Source organism: Maribacter arcticus, from assembly GCF_900167935.1.
Taxonomy (GTDB): Bacteria; Bacteroidota; Bacteroidia; order Flavobacteriales; family Flavobacteriaceae; genus Maribacter; species Maribacter arcticus.
In genome coordinates this window covers 263295-285382 of record NZ_FUYL01000004.1, presented here as the reverse complement: position 1 = coordinate 285382, position 22088 = coordinate 263295, and the positions used below count along the sequence as shown (strand labels likewise).

Here is a 22088-nt window from a genome sequence, read left to right as displayed (position 1 = left end):
TTTTTAGTACTTATGACAAATATAGGGTCTTCTTGAACTGCCTATTGAACTAATTTAGGTTGTTCCAATAAAGGTGAATTACCTTATTTTTTAAATATTAGTTAATTGTCTAACCATTTAAAAAGGTATACTTCTAGTGGTTTCGCCAGTGTTATTATAGAATTTAATTTCTGAAATTTTATCAGTAATTAAAATATTTTGTGTCGACTGTGAATTAAAACTATCGCCCCAATATACCTCTTGAATTCTTTTTGAGCCATTTCTGAAATTTATAACAGCCTTAACTTCGTTGGGGTTAAATTTCACGAGTTTACCAGCTCTTTTTTTAATGTACTCATGGGTCTTCAATGAATCATTGTTTTGAGATGCAATTATTAATTCATTTCCGTTTCTTAAATTAACATTTACCAAGGCTTTGGCATCACCAGGCACATAAAAGTGAGTTTCATCTAAGGAGAGTGCAGTCATTTTTAAATCACCTTCATTTTTTAGTACCAGACCAACTAATGCATCCGCCATGCCTTGTTGTACTTCCATACCAAAATCATTACCTACCACTAAAACATCTAATAAATCATCATTATTAATATCTTGTAATAATATTCCATAAATAGGGGCATATTGTATTTCCATAGGCAAGGGATGGATTTTAAATTTTCCATTACCCAAGTTTTCAATCAAAGAAGTTTCCATATAGTTGAAACTAAGTTTGGTGGCATCATCTAATAGACCATCATTAAACATCTCAGGTAGGGTAGAGGCGCCAAATTCTCCAAAAGAATTATATTTTTTTCTTATGCCTACATATTGTTTAGTGACATCTTGCCAAGGATGATAGAGGTATTCTTTTTTAGTGCCAATACTATCTCTAAGATAAAAGGATAACAATGGGTCAATGGTGCCATTATTGTCTAAATCTTTGGCGTACAATCGTATAGGTTGGTCTTCGGTACCTTGAAAGTTTATATTTCGACCAAAATTACCGGCTATATAATCGGTATCGCCATCGTTGTCTAAATCACCTGCAGATAGGCTATTCCACCAACCAAGTTTATTTTGAATACCAGAGTTATCTGTAACTTCAACTAATTTACCTTCTCTGTTTTCAAAAAATCGAATCGGCATCCATTCTCCTGCCAAAATTAGATCTGGCCAAAAATCATTATTGAAATCAGTCCATAATGCATCGCTAATAAGTCCAGGATATTCAAGATCAGGATTTATTTTAGCGGTTACATCAACAAATTTAATTTGATTGCCCACAGATTGATTTTCAAAAATATATGACCTATCGGAAGATGGGTATGAAAATGGTAATACTCTACTACCTACGAAAAGGTCTAAATCACCATCTTTATCAAAATCAGCAGCTTTAACACTAGTCGAATTTGTTTTTACATCAGGTATGGCGTCAGAAGAATCGGAGAAATTCCCTTTACCATCATTAAGTAGGAGCTTATCTTTATAAAGTTCATTACCTGAAGGGTATTGTGCGCTTCCTCTGGCTAAATATAAGTCTAAGTCTCCGTCTCCATCAGCGTCAAATAATAATGAGCTAGAATCATCTTCAAGCTTTCCTTCGCTTTTATAAGAGACCGTAGTTTTAATAAAGGTACTTTCTGGGGTCTGTAAAAACCAAGCCTCATCTTCTCCTCTACTAGCGGCTATAAAAATGTCTTCTAAATTATCACCATTAATATCTCCCACAGAAATGGAAGGACCAAACTGAGAGAATTTGTGAGGTAAAGTTCTCTGAAAATTAAAATCTATAAAGTCGTTATCCTTACTTAAAAAATCTAATCCTAGTTTTTTTGGTGCTTTGCTAAATAAAGGAGTATTATTCTTATTTGCAATCAAATTTAAAGGTCGATATGTGTACTTGTTCAGCGTATTGACTACTGGGTTAGTTTCAATTTGTATGTTCCCGTTAGGCCAAATGATTTTTAAACTATCTACTTTTTTTGTTTTTCCAAGTCCAATATGAAATATTTTCTCTGGTTGTGACAAATACCCTCTACCTGAAAGTAAGGATTTGCGTTGTTGTTTATTGTCGTAATAAGTTATGACGGTACTGCCAATTGCCTCTGGGTTTTGTTCGGCTCCTATGAGTTTAATTCTTAAGTAATTTTCATCAGGCGTTAACTCATTTGAATGGTTTTCCATTAATAAAACAGGATCATTAATGTTGTTAATTATCAAATCTAGGTCACCATCATTATCTAAATCACCATAAGCTGCTCCGTTAGAAAAGGTGCCGAAATTCAAACCCCAATCTTTTGTTACATCCTTAAAACCTTTTCCTTCCAAATTTTTAAATATAAAGTTTGGAATCTTAATTTCAGGTATGGCATCGATTAATGTTTGTTTACTTACCAGTCTGCTCGCGGTAATTCTAAAATCACCAAAATCACGGTCTGTTACATCTTTTGGAAAACCATTGGTAATAAGTAAATCATTCCATCCGTCATTATCATAATCAGCAAATAGGGGAGCCCAGCTCCAATCGGTTTCTTGAATACTAGAGAACATTCCTATTTCACCGAAAATTGGCAAGTCGTTTTCAGGATTTATGCCTAGATTTTGTTGTAAAGTATTTCTAGTGTATTGATGTTCATAAGAGTATTTTCTGGTAAAAATTTCTTTTTGATAACTGCTAGGTCCTTGAAATAATTTCTTTCTTTTATTGTAGTAGGGTTGCATTTCTGTAGTGAATATATCCATACGGCCATCATTATTGACGTCGGTTATATCACTGCCCATAGAAGATAGACTAAAATGTTTAAATATTTCACCAGCTTTATTGGTGAATGAACCATCTTGATTGTTGATGTAAATTAAATCGTTACTTAGAAAGTCATTAGCAACATAAATATCGGGCCACCCGTCTTCATTAAAATCATTAATCAAAGTACTGTGACTATACCCATGGTATCGAATGCCTGCTTTTTCTGAGACGTCAATAAATTTTCTTTGGTTTAGACTGTCTATAAAAACATTCTCATATAATACATCTTTACTTTTAGAAGTGCCATCATCGGTTAATGGGCTAAATTGATTTGGATTAATACCCTCAATACGATTAACACCAATGAATACATCTAAGTCGCCATCATTGTCGTAATCAAAAAACTGCGCATGAGAAGAATAAGTCTGGTCGTCTAAACCATATTTTGCAGCTTCTTCTTTGAAAAAAGGAATGTTTGTTTCTTTATTTCCTTGATTAATATATAATAGGTTTTTTCTTTGAATACTGTCTTTTCTAAACGTATTGCTAATATAGATATCTTGTAAACCATCTAAATTAATGTCTAGAATGGTAACCCCTGAAGACCATTGCAAACTATCCGTTTTACCAATCTGTGCTTCTTTACTAATGTCCCTGAATTTTAATTTTCCTTCATTCAGAAATAATTTATTGTCAACTTGGTTTCCTGCGAGGAAAATATCTTCGAGTCCGTCACCATTTATATCAGCAATAGCAACCCCGGCACCATTATAAACAAATTCATTGTCTAATATATTGATTGAATCATTTTCAAACAATTGATTGCTGAAATTAAGTCCTGATGTATTAGAATCAACTTTTGAGAAAAGTGTTTTCTGATTGTTTTCACTACATCCTACAAGGATAAATAGAGTTAAAAAAGCAACAATTTGAAATTTTGAATTTTTCATTTTTCTTTTGAAATATACTTTTACAAATATGCAAGAACCTTAAGGAAGTAACAAAAAAAAGGCTACCAATTATGGTAGCCTTTATGATAAAATCACGTAAGTTATAAATATTTAATAACCAGGGTTTTGAGTTAATACATCAGAACCAGTTATATCTATCTGAGATTGTGGAATTGGTAAATATTCAGTTTTACCAGTCTTAAAGGATGCACCTCCAAATTTAGTAACTAAAAGAGTAGACTCGTAATTTAAATAGTCAGTCAATTCTGCAGAAGCAACTCCCCATCTTACTAAATCGAAAAAGCGATGTCCTTCTCCTGAAAGTTCTAACTTCCTTTCAAAACGGACAGCTGTTCTAGCGAAATCGGCATTCGGAAATGAAGTATATTCAGAAATTACATAATTTGCAGCGTTATCAGTAGAACCATATTCTTTAACCCAATATTCAGAGTTTGCAGCTCTTCTTCTTACTTGGTTCACATAATCTAAAGCTGTAGCCAAAGAACCACTTGGTGCTTCTATTTCAGCTTCTGCAGCCATTAATAACACATCTGCGAAACGAATAATAGTATAGTTCATAGTTGCATAACCACGTGTCCAAGAACTACCATCAGTAAAGCTGTTTTCTTGACTTCTGTAATAGATGTATTTCTTTGGAGAATATGGACCAGCATAAGGTTGGCTACGAATCCATGCTTTACCTGGGTGTTCAATCCAATCTAAATAAGGAATACCTCTTCTACCAATTGCATGGTCAATTCTTGGGTCTAATGGGTCTGCATCTTCAACAAACGGCTCGTCTGCTTCTAAACCATAATCATTTTTAACCGCATTTGCTGCACTATTATATGACTTATCTAATAAGGGTAGTCCATCAGTACCAGTTCTATAAGAATTAGCCATTTCGAAACTAGGTTGAAAGAAACCACAACAGTTACCAGGACCATCAGGACCTGTATTGTAAGGGTAGTTTAAATCATCATAATAATTAGCATTTTGTGTACTACCTGTATTATTAGCAGATTCTACATCAAATACAACCTCTGCATTATTGTCATTTTCTGCATTATATATTTGCGCATAATCATCTAATAGAGCGAATTTAATTCCATTAGAAGTTACACCATTTGCAATAACATCATCAAACCAAGTCTTAGCTTCACCAAATTTTTGTTGGTATAACTTGGCTTTTCCCATTAGAGCAGCTGCTGCCCATTTGTTTACACGGCCTGCACCATTTACTCCTGGTAAATTGTCATATGCGTATTGAAGATCACCTTCAATCATTGCCCAAGCGTCTCCGTTGTTAGGTAGTGTTGCCAAATCTTCAGCCGCTACAGTTTCATCAAAAACTACAATGTTGTTAAAATGCTTTTTAAGGTCAAAATAAAAATGACCTCTCAACATTCTAGCTTCACCTGAAAGTCTTGCAGCGTCTGCTGCTGACAATTCAGTTGAGTTAGCTATTGCTGATAACACTTTGTTGACCCTACTAACCCCTTCATATCTTCCTCTCCAAAGATTGTTTATATCACCATTGGTAGGATCGGTCTCGTAACGTTGAATTGGATTGATGGTAGAATAATCCCCAGCATCGGTACCTTTATTCGCTTCGCCACCTAATATTGAACCGGTAACCCAGTGGTTAGGGCCTTCAAAACGATTCCCGAACACCCCATTTAGGGCAGCATAAGAACCTATTAATAAACCGTCAATACCTGCTTTGGTACTTACTTGAGCATCTGCAAGCGAGTCCGTAGGGGCTACTTGCAAAAATTCTTCACTACAAGACATCGATGCGAGAAGCAACGCGCCTAGTAATAACGATGTTTTTTTAAATTTAAATGTTTTCATAGTTTACTTTTTCTTAAAGTTACTAATTATTATATTATCTTTTTATTATATACCTATTTCTAAGGTGATTGCATAACTAGGCGTAACAGGGAAGTTACCAACATCGACACCGAAGTTAGTATCAGGACCAGCTACTTGAGGATCAAGACCACTATAATCGGTAAGTGTCCAAATATTATTCGCTGATAACCCTACTTTAAATTTACGAAGTCCCATACTTTCAACCAAGTTGGTGTCAAAGTTATATCCTATACGTAATTGTACTAATCTTAAGTAACTACCATCTTCTACATACCATGAGTTAGATGCGCCACTAGTACTTAAATTAGAAGCACTTTCCCAAATTGGTGAACCAGCATTATTACCTAATTCTGGAGTCCAAGAATTAAAAGCTGATGTTCCTTTTGCGGATCCTTCAAAAGTTCCAAAGAAATCTCTAAACCATTTAGATTGGTTGAATATTTCGTTACCTACTGAACCATACCAAAAGGTTTGAAATTCTAAGTTTTTATAACGCAATATTAAATCTAAACCACCTGTAAAATCTGGCACAGCACTACCAATAACAGTTCTGTCATCTGGTGTAATTGCTCCATCACCATTAACATCCTCGTATCTGAAACGGCCTAATCCTTTACCATCTTGTGCAGGTGAGTTAGCAACTTCATCTAGGCTATTAAAATATCCTAAAACATTATAGCCAAAGAAGGTAGAAATAGATTCTCCTACCGAGTTGCGAATTGGTGCAATACCTCTAAAGGCAATGTTGTCTCCAAAGGCATCAATACCTGGTGCTAAGGCAGTAATTTCATTTTTAAGGAAAGAACTTGTGCTATTTACTTCAAAAGATAAGTCTTCAGTAATATTACCTCTTCCTATTATTTGAAAATCGACACCTTGATTACTCATTCCACCAATGTTCACTGACGGAGCAGAAGCATAGTTACCTGCAACACCAGGTAATGGTACTTGGTATAAAAGATCTCTAGTATCCTTCTTCCACCAATCAAGAATAAATTCTAGTTTATTATTGAACATAGATAAGTCAAAACCAATGTTTGTAGTTTCAGAAGTTTCCCATTGTGCATTAGGGTTACCAATTCTACTAGCTGCAAAGCCTTCATTTGCACCACTGTTTTGTCCATCTATAGGATAAAAAGTATTTCCACGATCAGAAGCAAATAAAGAATATTGGTTGTTTGGTGATACGTTAGAATCACTACCCATTTCACCCCAACCACCTCTAATCTTGAAATCAGAGAAAATTTCTTGGTTTTGCATGAACGGCTCATCTATAACTCTCCAAGCGGCTGAAATAGCAGGGAATGTACCATATCTCTTGTTTTCACCAAAACGAGAAGATCCGTCACGACGAAGTACACCAGTTATATAATACTTTTCATTAAAATTATAATCTAATTTACCAAAGGTTGAGAAGTACGTAGATCCCTTGAATTGATTACTGTTTACATTAGGACTTTGTACTACTGATAAACTCTGGAAATCTAAATCGGTTGAAAATGGATTGATACCATTACCAGAAATATTTCTTCCTCTTCCAGTATTCAATGCTTCTATACCACCAAATGCTGTTATTTTATGTTCACCGAATAATTTTTCATAACTAAAGGTATTGGTAAATGTCCATGAAAAAGCGTAACCGCTACCTTCACTAAAAGAGTTACTTGCCTCAGGCTCAGAATCACCTAAATATTTGTAGTTATAATCTACATAGTAATAATTCCCGTAACTACCACCAAGGCTAGAACGTAATGTCATCCCTTCAAATGGCTTTACCAACGCATACATGTTACCGAAACCACCAATGTTATAAGATTTATCATCCCCATTGTTCAGTTTTAATCTTCTAACTGGGTTTCTTGGGTTGTTGAACCCTGCTGCTTTAGTACTTGCATAACTACCAAATTCATCATAAACAGGAATAATAGTAGGCATTCTAAAAGCAGATAAAACTTCAGATTCATCATCAGCTGCTTCTACACCACCATTACCACCGGCAATACCAAGAGCAGACCTATAGGTTACTTGGAAGTTTTCACCGATAGATAACCACGGCGTAACATCCCATTCAGAGTTGAAACGTGCAGCATATCTTGAAAATTCTTGACCAAGTACGATACCATCTTGATTTTGTGCAGAAACGCCCATATAAAAGCGGCCATTCTCCGTACCCCCATCAAAACCTAAAGAAACTCTGCTTTGTGGTGCAATTCTAGTAATTTCTTTATACCAATTTGTTCCGGCTAAATTAGGTCGTATTAGGAAAGTATTCCCAGGGTCAGCTTCATAAGCAGCTCTAACGGCAGCTAAGTCTACATCACCAGCACTAACACCATTTTGACCATTTGCATGCAAATAGTCTGGTATAGTTGGATTGGCGTTAGAACCATATTGAGGGTGTGTATATTGAACTGCAGTACCATTGGCAGCTGCATTATTCTCATACCCAATATGAGTATACCTTGCCATGTCTAATGGGTTAAGTTGATCTGGCGAACCAGCAACATTTGGATCTACAACACCACTATTAACATTCAAAGTCATTGACGTTTTTCTTTTGGCCCTAGAACCTTGTTTTGTAACGTAAACAATAACCCCGTTAGCAGCTCTTGCACCATAAATAGAAGCAGCAGCTGCATCTTTAAGTACTACCGCTGTCTCAATATCGTCTGGGTTTATAAAATCAACATTTCTTGTTGGTACACCATCTACAACATATAAAGGTGCATTGTTTCCAAAAGAGTTGAAACCACGTACTCTAATTTGACTTGTAGTTCCTGGTTGACCGTTTGTAAGAACAGTTACACCAGCTACCCTACCTTGTAATTGTTGTTCAATGTTACCAGAAGGTACAGCAGCCAAATCTTCGGCAGCTACTATAGAAACCGCAGCTGTAGTTTCACGTTTAGTTTGTACTTGGTAACCTGTTACTACTACCTCGTCTAAAGCAGCAGCATCTTCTGCTAATGAAGTGTTCACTACCGATTGACCATTAACAGCAACTTCTTTTCTTTGAAAACCTAAATAACTAAATACTAATGTAGCACCTGGGTTTACATTTAATGTATAGTTACCATCAAAATCTGTTTGAGTACCATTAGTTGTACCCTTTTCTATCACATTTGTTCCTGGTAATGGTGTTCCTAAATCATCTGTTACAGTACCGGTAACCGTTGATTGTACAGTTTTAACCTTTACTTCATTGGAAGTGTCAGTCATTTCATTTGCTTGGGCCAGTTGGGCTCCTAAGCAAACAAGCATCGATAAAATCCCTGATTTAAAAAAGGAAGACCTTTTTTTGGATTTGATCGACTTGTAATCACGTTTTTGACTCATAATCGTTGTTGTTTGTTAGTTTAAATTAATTAGTGTGTTTTTTGACTTTTAAAATTATTTTACGAAGCTGTTAAATGTTAAAAAAATCAAAATCCGGCATAATAATAGTAATTAAAACGCAAATAGTGATAATTCAAATGCGATATTTTACGAGACCTTTAATTCTATTTAGTGCATTTGTATTTAAAAAATTCTCTTCAAACAGCCGTAATGGTTGATGTATCAATAATTTAGACCTCTTTGAATTAGCAAATTCCAATGTTAATAATTTTAACATCTTAAGTTTAAATTGTAGTAAAATAACACGATAAAATGGCTTTCTATATCGTTGTAGTGGTAGCGTGGATCGAGGATTTATTTATAATATATCATATATTTATGTCAATAAATGATGAAAATCTCACTCGATTATTTGAAAATTTGGGTGCAATTAATCACAATAAGTTTTTGATCTTTATCTGTAGTGAAAAACAGGTAAGAATTGCCTCCATCTTTTAATCGAAGTTTTTTTCTGATTTTTTCGACGGAATCAGGAAAATTTCTTGTAGTAATATTAGCCTTAGAAGTATTTATTTTTTTTAAGGATTTTTTAGAGTAGTCAAGAATATTTAAAATTTTAAATACACGACCTGGAAATGAAATTAATTTGCCTGATGTATATAAGTGCGAATTAGAATGTAACTTATTAAGATTGTAATGCTTACCTATGTATTCAAATGCTCCAGATTTTAATATAGCTGCATTTGGCTCGTATAAAAATGCCAATGGTCTAGAATAAGTTGAAATTACAGACCGTTCTTGATTTAAATGAAATTGAAAAATCTGTTCAGTTTCATTTTTAAAATTTATTGTTTTTATTTGCGGTTCTTCGCTGTAATTTTTATCTAAAAGCCATAGTACTTCTTTTACTTCGTTACCTATAGCTATAATATGTATTTCTTTAACGTTTCTTAATTGTTTTAAACCGTTGTTTAAATCAAGCAATGGACCTGTTTTAATTAAAATGTTGTTTGATTTAGTGAATAAGAAATCTAAATGTTCGGTTACGTCAGGTTCACAGTCAGATAAATAATATACTTTCTTATTGTTTTTATCTCTTCTTGAGGGGTCTAGGTATATCCAATCAAAAGATTGTGGATTATTCTTTAGAAAAGATATTCCGTCTGTAGATATACACTCAATGTTCGTTGCCCCTAACTGAATGAAATTATGTTGTGCAATAGCAGATAATTCTTCGTTTTTTTCAACATGAAATACTCTATTTATGTTTTTGCTGAAAGCATAAGAATCAATTCCAAGACCAGCAGTAATATCAATTAGGGTTTTACCTTTTACTAGATTAGATTTATAATGCGCTGATATTTCTGATGATGTTTGTGAAAGATTAAGTTTATTGGGGTAGAAGATATTTTTTGTTTCAAACCAGGTTGGTAGCTTTTGTTTCGCCTTTGATTTTGATTCTATTTGTTCTACAAGCTCTTTAGACGTTACTTCGGCAAAAGGTGATTTCTTCAAAAGAATCTTATGAATATCTGAAGCTAGATTATCATTGATAAACTGTTGTACTTCATTAGATAAAATAAAAAGATTCACGAAAATTTTAGAGGTTATGGGTCAATGATTTAACGATTTGATTCTCTGATAGAAACTCTTTCAAAATAACCTTTATGGCAGTGTAACCAGGTACTGCGACAATCATACCTACAACACCGAAAAGTAAACCAGCGATAATGATTATCAAGAAAATTTCCAAAGGATGTGATTTTACACTATTCGAAAATATCAAAGGCTGTGAAAAGAAATTATCGACCAATTGCCCGAATACTAATCCTAAGAAAACATAACCCGTTTTAGGAAGTATTATTTCGCTGAAATCAAAACCTAAGTTACTAGTCATGGTTAATGTCAGCATCATTACACCACCTATAATTGGTCCTATGTAAGGTATGATGTTAAATAGCGCACAAAGAAATGCTATAACTACGGCATTCTCAATACCAACTATTAAAAGAACAATGGTGTAAATGACGAAGAGAATGAATATTTGAAGCAGTAAACCAACGAAGTATCTAGATAACAAATTATTTATTTTTTCTATTGAATTTGTTGTACGCTGTTTTTTAGTTTGGGGAATAAATATTAAAAGGCCATGTTCAAAAAGCCTTCTGTCCTTTAGAAAGAAAAAAGAAATGAATAGAACTGAAAATAAACCTATGCTAGCAGAGCTTAAAACTGTTAAAAAAGAGTTTAAAAAGTCAGGAATGAACCCAATGTCTAAGCCTTGAAGAATATTTTTCTCTAAGCCTACATCCTCAATTACATCTTCAACGATATGAGATGAAAGGCCTATGAAATTAGTAATTTGATGGTATAATGCATTAAGACTCTTTTGTAATTCATCAATATCAAGAAGAGAAAGGTTTTTACTTTGTTCTGATAACAGTGGAATGAATAATGCAACTATGCCGGCTAAAACCCCAACCATAATTAACATTGTAGCAACAACAGCAAGAATATTTGGGAATTTAAGTTTCAACCTTAAGAACTTAACTAATGGTCTTCCTATTAAGGCGACAACTGCAGCGATGGCTAAATATGCCAATACTGAACGTATGATGTATAGAAAATAAAGCAATAGGGCAACACCAACTATGAACCCTATGGCTCTAAGAATGCCTTTTGATATAGTTTTTGAAGTCATTAATTAACTTTTAAATACATAGGTTATAATGTTAGCGCCCATTTTTAGAGCTTTTTCTCGTATTTCGGCAGAATCGTTATGTACGGTGGGGTCTTCCCATCCATCTCCTAAATCTGACTCTGAAGTAAATAGCAATACAATTCTGTTATTAAAAGTAATCGCGAAAGCTTGCGGGCGTTGACCATCATGCTCATGTATTTTAGGTAACCCTTGTGCAAATCGGTAGCTATTTGAAAATATAGGATGATCTGCTCCAAGTTCTTCTAGATTAGAATCTGGGAAAAGTCTTTTTATTTCTCTAGTGATATAAGGTTTCATGCCATAATTATCATCAATATGCAGAAACCCACCAGCTAAAAGATAGTTTCTTAAATTCTCTATATCTTCTTCAGAAAACACCACATTGCCATGGCCTGTCATATGTATAAATGGATACTGAAAAATAGAAGAACTGCCAACCTCTACAGTTTCAGGTTTACTGCTCAAAGTAGTGCCAATATTGTTATTGCAAAATTTAATTAAATTGGGTAAGGCAGTAGGGTTTGCATACCAATCACCACCGCCTTGATATTTTAAAATTGCAACTTCTTGTGCCTTTAATGAAAAGCTTGAAACTAAAATACAAAAGAAGAGTAGGCGGATAAAATTTTTCATAATCAAATCTACGAAATTAGTAGATGAAAAATTATCGGAGTATTATTATGAATATGTTGAAGAGTCATCAATAGATATTTTAATTATCCATTATTTATGGAGGCAACAATGGTACATGCTACAATGGCTGCAGTTTCTGTTCTCAGCCTAGTTTTGCCCATGGCAACTGGTGTATACCCTTTTGATATTGCACTTTTAATTTCAGTAGGGGTGAAATCACCTTCAGGACCAATTAAAATGGTTACATCTTGGTCGGCAACAACTCTTCGCTTTAGTTCATGACGTTCATTGTCTTCGCAATGGGCTATAAACTGTAAACCGGTAATAGGTTTTTCTAAAAAGTCTGATAAACTTATTGGCTCATTTAATTTGGGTAAATAAGTTTGAAGTGATTGCTTCATGGCAGATTCTATAACCCTTTGTATGCGTTCTAACTTAAGAATTTTACGTTCAGACCGATCACAGATTATTGGGGTGATTTCATCAACACCTATTTCTGTAGCCTTCTCAACAAACCATTCGAAACGATCGTTCATTTTTGTAGGCGCTACCACCATATGAAGCCAATGTGATTTAGGATGTGTTTTTTTTGAAGATATGAGCTCAACTTCACATTTCTTAATAGAATCATCTAAAATTTTAGCTTGAAATAAGTGACCTTCGCCATTTGTAATCCATAATTCATCACCGATTTTTTTTCTTAGCACTTTAATGATATGTCTGCTTTCATTGGTGTCGAAAGTAAAAAGAGTATCTGTAGCTTTTACATCAGAATTATAAAATAGTTGCATACAATTTTCGATTAAATCAAGAAATTAAATATCTCGCTTTTGCGGTCACATCTTGCTTAGCAAAAACTTCATTTTTATATTTGTAATACCCAACTATGCCAATCATGGCTGCATTATCGGTGCAATATTCAAACTTAGGCACATAGGTTTTCCAACCGTATTTGGTTTGAGCATCCACTAAAGCCTTTCTAATTCCAGAGTTTGCAGAAACTCCACCACCTATAGCTATCTCTTTAATACCTGTTTGTTTAACCGCTTTTTTAAGTTTTTTCATTAAAATGGTTATGATGGTATGTTGAATTGATGCGCAGATATCTTCAAGATTATTTTCAATAAAATCTGGGTCTTCTTTAGTTTGTTTCTGAATGAAATATAAGATACTGGTTTTTAATCCGCTGAAACTAAAATCAAGCTCTTTCACTTTTGGAATAGGGAATTCGAATTTATGCGGATTTCCGGTTCCAGCATATTTGTCAATTAAAGGTCCGCCGGGGTAGGGTAAGCCTAAAATTTTAGCACTTTTATCAAAGGCTTCACCAACAGCATCATCTAGTGTTTGGCCTATGATTTTCATGTCAAAAAAATCATTGACTAGTACGATTTGAGTATGTCCACCACTTATGGTTAAAGCTAAAAAAGGAAATTTAGGCGTCTTCATACTATCATCATCAATAAAGTGTGCCAAAATATGAGCTTTCATATGATTTACCTCTATCAAAGGTATTTGCAAGCCTAACGACAAAGACTTAGCAAATGAGGTGCCTACAAGAAGAGATCCCATTAAGCCAGGTCCTCTTGTAAATGCTATGGCTGATAATTGTTTTTTATCGATATTTGCTTTGGCTATTGCTTGATCGACTACGGGAACAATATTTTGTTGATGTGCCCTTGATGCTAGTTCAGGTACAACCCCTCCGTATTCCTTATGAATTGCTTGGGTTGCAACAACATTACTAAGTACTTTATCGTTCATTAAAACTGCCGCAGAAGTATCATCACAAGAAGATTCTATTGCAAGAATATAAATTGTTTCGTGTTCCAGCATATTTGGAATAAAATTTGAATAACAAAGGTAAAACATATAGCCCTATCAAAAAACTTAGGAAAATATTGGTTAGAATAGTATTGGTGCTTTTACTGATATGTGTTTTAGGCACCCTAATTTTTTCATTGCCAGTAGTTCAAACTTTATTGGCACAGTATGCTACAAAAACAATTAATCAGCAATATGGCACTCATATTAATATTAATCGTTTAAAACTTTCATTGATTTCTTGGGATACCGCACTAGAGGGTGTCTTTATCGAAGATTATAAAAAAGATACGCTTTTCTATATAAATGAACTCAAAACATCTATTCTAAGCATAGGTAATTTGGCTCAAGGTAATTTGGAGTTTGGTGACATTTCTGTAGACAAATTGAATTTGAAATTGAAGACATATTATGGTGAAGAAAATACGAACCTTGAAGTCTTTGTAGATAAACTTGATGATGGTAAACCTAGGGAACTAGGTACTCCACCCTTCAAATTATCGTCCTCTCAAGTTGATATAAAAAAAAGTAGATTTAAATATATTGATGAGAATTTAGAAAAACCTACTATTCTGAATTTTGACAGCCTTAATATTAGTGCGGATAATTTTCTTATTCTTGGGCCAGAAGTGATTGCTGATATTCGAGATATGTCGCTATATAGCGATAGGGGTTTAAAAGTAAATAAGTTAGCTACTAATTTTAAGTATACGAAGCAGCAAATGCGTTTCGATTCTCTTAGGATAAATACGCCACTTTCTGAATTAGATGGTAATCTGGTTTTTAATTATAATCGAGAAGATTTCCGAGATTTCTTGAATAAGGTAAATGTAATTGCCGATTTTAAAGAATCGAAGGTAGCTTTTGATGAGATTAATCTATTATATAATGAGTTTGGAAAAGGTAAAGAGGTAACCTTCAGCGCTAACATAAATGGTGTTTTAAATGACTTAAATACCAATAATCTTTTTCTTTTTTCTGATAATACCGGTATACGTGGAGACTTCAATTTTAAAAATCTATTTAGCAAACAAAAACCATTCAGCTTAAATGCTGAAATGAAAAATGTTACTAGTAGTTATTATCAATTGAATGCTTTATTGCCTAATTTAATTGGTAATTCATTACCATCAACTTTTAGTAAGCTCGGTCAATTTACAATTCGTGGCAACGCATTAATTACCAACTCATCAATTGATGCAAAGGTTAACTTAAATACGGCTATTGGTAGTAGTTATGCTGATATCGTATTAAGTAATTTTAATAATATAGATAATGCCACTTATAAGGGATTTATATCCTTAATCGATTTTGATTTAGGCGATTTTGCTGAAAACAAAAGTTTAGGTAAAACCACGTTAGATTTCAATGTGGAAGGAAAAGGTTTCGTTAAAGAAAGATTGAATACCGAAGTTATAGGCCAGATTTATTCTATCGAATTTAATAAATATAATTATCAAGATTTAAGAGTATCAGGTATAATAAAAGACCAATTATTCGACGGGTCTTTGATAAGTAATGACGAGAATTTAAAATTTAACTTTAAGGGTCTGGCTAATGTTGCTGAGACTAGAAATAATTTCAATTTTATTGCGTCTGTAGATTTTGCAGATTTAAAGAAACTAAATTTTATTAAGGACAGCGTTTCCATTTTTAAAGGGAACTTGAGCATGGATATTACGGGGACTAGCCTAGATAATATTGTTGGGGACATTAAGTTCACTCAAACTAATTATCAAAATGTAAATGATACGTATTATTTCGAAGATTTTGCGATTACCTCTATTTTTGATGATGAGAAAGCACGTATTATAAATATCAATTCTCCAGATATTATTACCGGTTTTATGAAAGGTAATTTTAAAGTTCGTGAATTAGGGAAGCTTGTTCAAAATTCGTTGGGAAGTATTTATACTAACTATAGGCCGTTTCAAATTTCGGATGGTCAAAATCTTTCCTTCAATTTTAAAATTTATAATAAAATAGTAGAGGTATTTTTTCCTGAAGTGCGATTTGATCCGAATACGTTTATAAAAGGAAATATAGTTGCCGATGAAGGTGATTTTAAACTAAATTTTGAATCTCCTAGTATTGAGGCTTTTGGTACTGCTGCTGATAATATAGAAGTTCGTATAGATAATAAAAACCCGCTGTTCAATACCTTTGTTTCTGTTGGGGAGTTAGATACTCCTTATTATAATTTTAAGGACTTTAATTTAATAAACACTACTCTTAAAGATACTTTGTTCTTTAGATCTGAATTTAAAGGAGGAAGTGATTTTAATGATTCTTACAATCTCAATTTTTACCACACCTTTAATAAAGACAATAAATCTGTCATAGGTTTAAAAACATCTGATGTTAACTTTAAGGGAAATAAATGGGTTTTAAATAAAGATGGAGATTCTAAGAATAAAGTAATATTGAATAGGGCTTTAGATAGTATTACTATTCAAGAAATAGTGATGAATAATGATGAGAAAGAGCAAATTAGATTAAAAGGTCAGTTAGCAGATTCTACCTATAAAGATCTTCAATTACAGTTTAAAATAGTTTCATTAGATAAAATTACTCCGGTCATCGATAGCCTTAAATTGCAAGGTGAGGTAAATGGAACTTTAAATGTTTTGCAAAAAGATGGTATTTATTTACCCTCATCGAACTTAAATATCGAACACTTCGGTATAAACGATATTCCTTTAGGGGATCTGGCAATTAGTATTATAGGTAACAAAGATTTAACTGAATTTCAAGTTAATTCGCAACTCTCTGATAATGGTTTAGAAAAGTTTAGCGTTTTGGGTAGTATCAATAATAAAGGCGATATCCCCAAAGCTAATTTAATAGCCAATTTCAGTAATTTTAGTTTAGAGCCATTTAGCCCCTTGGGAGAAGGGGTTATAGATAATATACGAGGAGATATCGATGGTCGGGTAAGTATTGTTGGTAATGTGGATAACCCAAGTTTTAATGGACTTTTGACATTAGATAATGCAGGTATTGCCGTGCCTTATTTAAATGTAGATTATAGTTTTGCACCACGTTCTAGAGTAGTGCTTTCTAATCAGACTTTCGATTTTGAAAATATTGCATTAGAAGATGTGCATAAGGGTACCAGAGCTAATCTTGATGGTACCATTTCACATAGCTTTTTTGATAACTGGATTTTAGATTTAAATGTAGATACTCAAGATCAACCATTCTTAATATTGAATACCGAGTTTAAAGAAGGGGAGTTGTATTATGGTACGGGTTATTTAAATGGTACTGGGCGCATTTATGGCCCTACCACTGCATTAAATATTACAGTAGATGGTTCTACTGCGAAAGGTACTTCCTTGAAAATTCCATTAAGCGATGTAGCTAGTGTAGGTGATTATTCTTTTATCAATTTTATTGATAAGAATGATAAGCGAACTATAGAGGATCAACGGCAATTAAAAGATTATCAAGGTTTAGAATTGGAATTTAACTTAGATGTAACCCCAGATGCAGAGGTCGAAATTGTAACCGATACCAAAACTGGTAGTTCTTTAAAGGGTACGGGAGACGGAATTATTTTGATACAGATTAATACGAATGGTAAGTTTGAAATGTATGGCGATTTTGTAGTTGTTACTGGTGAGTACCATTATAAATTCGGCGGAATAATCGACAAAAAATTTAAGGTTAAACCTGGAGGTACCATAAATTGGGACCAGAAACCATTAGAGGCTTTGTTAAATATGGAAGCGGTCTATTCTCTTAATGCTAATCCAGCTCCATTGTTAGATGATCCGCGTTTTACTAGAAGAATTCCAACAGATGTTATAATACGTTTAACAGGAGAACTACAAAGTCCAAATATTGACTTTGGAATAGATTTTCCGGGAACAAGTTCAATTGTGCAATCAGAATTAGAATATACCCTTCAGGATCCAACAGTAGAAGAGAAAAATGCTATATTCTTATTAGCTCAAGGTACATTTGTCAACGCACAGAGCGGTATTAATCAACAAGCGATAACGGGTAATTTGGTTCAAAGCGCATCTGGTATTTTAAATTCTATTTTAAGTGGAGGCAATGATAAGTTCAATCTTGGCCTTTCATATGAGCAAGGTATACTAGATAGGTCTGCCGATATTGAAACAGATGACCGAATTGGGGTTACAGTTTCAACACAAATATCAGATAAGATATTGTTCAACGGTAAGGTTGGTGTACCAGTAGGTGCTTCTAGTGAAACTTTGGTCGCGGGTGATTTTGAAATACAAGTTTTATTAAATGAAGAAGGCACCTTTAGCGCGAAATTTTTTAGTAGACAAAGTGAAATTCAAGCATATTTATCTGATCAACAAGGCTCAACCCAAGGGGCTGGATTATCCTATGAGGTTGATTTTAATAATTTTAAAGAACTCTTTAGAAAAATCTTAACTAAAAAGGTGGAAATTGAAGAGCCCAAGAAGCTGAAAGAGACTCCTTCTTCAGTAATGGGAAATGATAGTTTAATTCGATTTTATGATAAACCAAAATCAATAAATTGATAACGTTATGTGTGCTTATTGTTAAGAAAGGTGGAATTTTAAGAAGTATCGTACTAAAATGTCACAACTAAAACGTTTTCTTTAATTTCTGTTTAAAATGTGGACTCACATTATTTCTTTATTGCATTAAGATTTAGTACTTTCGTTGGCTTAAATTTTTCGATGTCTTCAGAAATAAAAAAAATAGCAGTACTGACTTCTGGTGGTGATTCTCCTGGTATGAATGCAGCCATAAGATCAGTTGTTCGAACCTGTGCCTACATGAAGGTAGATTGCGTTGCAATTTACAGAGGGTATCAAGGTATGATAGAAGGGGATTTTAAACCTATGGATGCCCGTAGTGTAAATAACATCATTAATAAAGGAGGGACAATATTAAAGTCTGCCAGATGTGATGATTTTAGAACACCAGAAGGTAGAAAGAAAGCACATGACGAGCTTATAAAAGCGGGTATAGATGCATTTGTTGTTATCGGTGGTGATGGGAGCTTTACAGGTGCTATGATATTTAATAGGGAATTTAACTTCCCTGTAATGGGTATACCTGGTACAATTGATAACGATATTTTCGGAACTACTTTTACTTTAGGTTTTGATACCGCTCTTAATACGGTAGTAGATTGTATTGATAAGATTAGAGATACGGCAAGCTCTCATAATAGACTGTTCTTTGTTGAAGTAATGGGTAGAGATGTTGGCCATATTGCATTAAATGCAGGTGTTGGTGCTGGGGCAGAGGAAATTTTAATTCCGGAAGAAAATCTTGGTCTTGACAGATTGTTAGAATCCTTGAAAAGAAGTAAAGAGTCTGGAAAATCTTCTAGTATTGTAATAGTTGCAGAAGGTGATAAATCTGGTAAAAATGTATTCGAACTTAAGGAGTATGTTGAAGAACATTTACCTATCTATGATGTTAGGGTATCTGTTTTAGGTCATATGCAAAGAGGTGGTGCGCCATCTTGTTATGACAGGGTTCTTGCTAGTAGAATGGGGGTAAAGGCGGTGGAAGCTTTGTTAGAAGGAAAAACCAACTTAATGGTAGGTATTCAATGTAATAAGTTGACATTGACGCCTATAAATAAAGCAATTAAAGGGCATACAAAAATTGATAAGGAACTCATAAGAGTTTCAGAAATAATGACTACGTAATATTAAATATTAAAATTAGAGAAAATGTCAAATTTGAAAATAGGAATTAACGGATTCGGTAGAATAGGTAGATTAGTCTTTAGAACAACGGTAAAACGTGGTGATGTTGATGTGGTTGCCATTAATGATTTACTAGATGTAGAGCATTTAGCTTACCTTCTTAAATATGATTCAGTTCATGGTGCTTTTGATGGTACTATTGATGTGAAGGATGGTGATTTAATCGTGAATGGTAAAACTGTTCGTATTACTGCGGAAAGAGATCCTAAAAATTGTAAGTGGGATGAAGTAGGTGCTACAACTGTGGCTGAATGTACTGGTATATTCACAACTTTAGAAACTGCTCAATATCATATTGATGGTGGTGCCAAAAAAGTTGTTATTTCAGCTCCGTCTAAAGATGCTCCAATGTTTGTAATGGGAGTGAATCATAAAGATGCGAAAGCTTCTGATACTATCGTTTCTAATGCATCTTGTACAACAAACTGTTTAGCTCCAATGGCTAAGGTTTTAAATGATAAATTTGGAATCGAAGAAGCTTTGATGACAACAGTTCACGCAACGACTGCTACTCAAATGACAGTTGATGGTCCTTCAAGAAAAGACTGGAGAGGTGGTAGAAGTGCTATGTTAAATATTATACCTGCATCTACAGGCGCTGCTGTTGCGGTAACTAAAGTAATACCTGCATTAAAAGGAAAACTTACAGGTATGGCATTTAGAGTTCCAACTGCAGATGTTTCTGTTGTTGATTTAACTGTTCGTCTAGAAAAAGAAACTTCTTACGAAGAAATTAAAAAAGCTTTCAAAGATGCTTCTGAAGGAGAATTGAAGGGTGTTTTAGGATATACAGAAGAAGCTGTAGTTTCTCAAGATTTCATTGGTGAAACTCACACAAGTGTATTTGACGCGGGCGCAGGAATTGAATTGAATTCTAAGTTCTTCAAATTAATTTGCTGGTATGATAATGAAGCAGGTTTCTCCAATAAAATGGTAGACCTAATGCAGCATGTGAACACGCTATAACTAACAATTTAGTATAATAAAGATATTTCCTGAAAATGAGGCATTTTTTCCTTATTTTCAGGATTATTTTTTAAATACAATCTGTATATGATTTTAATAGTAGATAGTGGCGCAACCAAGTCAGATTGGATTGCCCTAGATGAAAAGGGAGAGCAGCTTTTTTTAACCCAAACTTTGGGTCTAAGTCCAGAGGTTTTAACGAAAGATGTTATCGAAGATCGCTTGGCTAATAACTTTGAGCTTTCTAAGAATCGCGAAAAAGTAACTCACTTATATTTTTATGGAGCTGGCTGTGGAACGGATCGAATGAAAATGTTTTTAAAAGCTATTTTTAAAGATTTCTTTCCTAATGCTAAAGCTGATGTAAAAGAAGATACCTATGCGGCAATATTTGCTACTACGAAAGTAGGTCATCAAGGTATTGTTTGTATTCTTGGTACAGGTTCTAATTGTAGTTACTATGATGGTAATCAATTATTTCAAAAAGTAACATCATTGGGTTATATACCAATGGATGATGGTAGTGGTAATTTCTTTGGGCGTAAACTTATTAGAGATTATTATTTTCATAAAATGCCTGCAGACTTGGCTCATAAATTTGCTAAGCAGCACGACCTTGATGCTGATGTAATTAAAGAAAACCTGTATAAGCAACCTAACCCTAATACTTATCTTGCAACTTTTGCTCGTTTCTTAATAGAGAATAAGGACCATCCTTATTCTAAAGGAGTAATAGATAAAGGATTTCAGCAATTCATTAATAATTACGTAATGCAGTTTGAATTGGCTACTAAAGTGCCAATTAACTTTGTAGGAAGTATTGCCCATTATTTGAGAGATGAGCTAACTTCTGTATTATTAAGAAATGACTTAATAGTAGGTGTAATTAGACAAAGACCAATTGAAGGTTTGGTAGAATTTCATCAAGCAAATATGTAATTTTTATTTAACGGCGATCATAGAAATTTCAACGTTTACAAATTTTGGTAAATTTGCTACTTCTACGGTTTCTCTTGCAGGTGCAGTTTCCGCATTAAAATAAGATGCATATACTTCGTTTACTTTTGTGAATTGTTTCATGTCGCTAAGAAATATAGAAGATTTTACAACATTTTCAAAGGTCATTTCAGCTTCGGTTAAGATGGCCTTTAAATTTTCCATAGACTGTTTAGTTTCCTTTTTTATATCTCCAGAAACTAATTCACCGTTCTTTGGATTCAATGGTATTTGACCAGATATGTATAATGTTCCATTGCTTAAGATAGCTTGATTGTATGGGCCTATTGGCGCTGGGGCATTTGAAGTATTAATTATCTTTTTCATAT

General features: G+C 33.8%; 13 protein-coding genes. 4 read left to right on the top strand and 9 right to left on the bottom strand.

The window, feature by feature from the left end; genetic code table 11:
• Positions 1-117: 117 nt before the first annotated feature.
• The 8 genes from B5X55_RS08270 to tsaD all read right to left on the bottom strand — a co-directional run bounded on the left by B5X55_RS08270 (position 118) and on the right by tsaD (position 14077).
• Entirely contained in the window at positions 118-3675 is a 3558-nt protein-coding gene (locus tag B5X55_RS08270) for a VCBS repeat-containing protein (protein WP_079512144.1), read from the bottom strand.
• A 111-nt stretch (positions 3676-3786) separates the two neighbouring features.
• A complete protein-coding gene (locus B5X55_RS08265) occupies positions 3787-5529 on the bottom strand; it encodes a RagB/SusD family nutrient uptake outer membrane protein (RefSeq protein ID WP_079512143.1) in 1743 nt (580 codons plus the stop codon).
• 45 nt (positions 5530-5574) lie between these two features.
• Positions 5575-8886: a SusC/RagA family TonB-linked outer membrane protein gene (locus tag B5X55_RS08260; protein ID WP_079512142.1), complete on the bottom strand. Its 3312-nt coding sequence runs from the start codon at positions 8884-8886 to the stop codon at positions 5575-5577.
• Positions 8887-9294: 408 nt separating this feature from the next.
• Positions 9295-10479, bottom strand: coding sequence for a class I SAM-dependent methyltransferase (locus B5X55_RS08255; protein WP_079512141.1), 1185 nt, complete (start codon positions 10477-10479; stop codon positions 9295-9297).
• Positions 10480-10486: 7 nt separating this feature from the next.
• The gene (locus B5X55_RS08250) at positions 10487-11587 is read right to left on the bottom strand and encodes an AI-2E family transporter (protein ID WP_079512140.1); all 1101 of its coding nucleotides are present in this window, start codon (positions 11585-11587) and stop codon (positions 10487-10489) included.
• 3 nt (positions 11588-11590) lie between these two features.
• Positions 11591-12241: a DUF4159 domain-containing protein gene (locus tag B5X55_RS08245; RefSeq protein ID WP_079512139.1), complete on the bottom strand. Its 651-nt coding sequence runs from the start codon at positions 12239-12241 to the stop codon at positions 11591-11593.
• A gap of 83 nt (positions 12242-12324) precedes the next feature.
• Positions 12325-13032: a 16S rRNA (uracil(1498)-N(3))-methyltransferase gene (locus tag B5X55_RS08240; RefSeq protein WP_079512138.1), complete on the bottom strand. Its 708-nt coding sequence runs from the start codon at positions 13030-13032 to the stop codon at positions 12325-12327.
• A gap of 16 nt (positions 13033-13048) precedes the next feature.
• Positions 13049-14077, bottom strand: coding sequence for a tRNA (adenosine(37)-N6)-threonylcarbamoyltransferase complex transferase subunit TsaD (gene tsaD, locus B5X55_RS08235; RefSeq protein ID WP_079512137.1), 1029 nt, complete (start codon positions 14075-14077; stop codon positions 13049-13051).
• A 65-nt stretch (positions 14078-14142) separates the two neighbouring features.
• On the opposite strand from tsaD, the gene B5X55_RS08230 reads away from it, so the two are divergent.
• The 4 genes from B5X55_RS08230 (at position 14143) to B5X55_RS08215 (ending at position 21702) form a co-directional block, all read left to right on the top strand.
• Positions 14143-18588, top strand: a complete 4446-nt coding sequence (locus tag B5X55_RS08230; protein WP_234999693.1) for a translocation/assembly module TamB domain-containing protein — start codon at positions 14143-14145, stop codon at positions 18586-18588.
• Between the two features lie 162 nt (positions 18589-18750).
• On the top strand, positions 18751-19737 hold the full coding sequence (gene pfkA, locus B5X55_RS08225; RefSeq protein WP_079512136.1) for a 6-phosphofructokinase: 987 nt from the start codon (positions 18751-18753) through the stop codon (positions 19735-19737).
• A 24-nt stretch (positions 19738-19761) separates the two neighbouring features.
• The gene (gene gap / locus B5X55_RS08220) at positions 19762-20763 is read left to right on the top strand and encodes a type I glyceraldehyde-3-phosphate dehydrogenase (protein WP_079512135.1); all 1002 of its coding nucleotides are present in this window, start codon (positions 19762-19764) and stop codon (positions 20761-20763) included.
• An 87-nt stretch (positions 20764-20850) separates the two neighbouring features.
• On the top strand, positions 20851-21702 hold the full coding sequence (locus B5X55_RS08215) for an N-acetylglucosamine kinase (RefSeq protein ID WP_079512134.1): 852 nt from the start codon (positions 20851-20853) through the stop codon (positions 21700-21702).
• A gap of 3 nt (positions 21703-21705) precedes the next feature.
• Here B5X55_RS08215 and B5X55_RS08210 read toward each other — a convergent pair whose 3' ends face one another.
• A complete protein-coding gene (locus tag B5X55_RS08210) occupies positions 21706-22086 on the bottom strand; it encodes a RidA family protein (protein ID WP_079512133.1) in 381 nt (126 codons plus the stop codon).
• Positions 22087-22088: the final 2 nt, after the last annotated feature.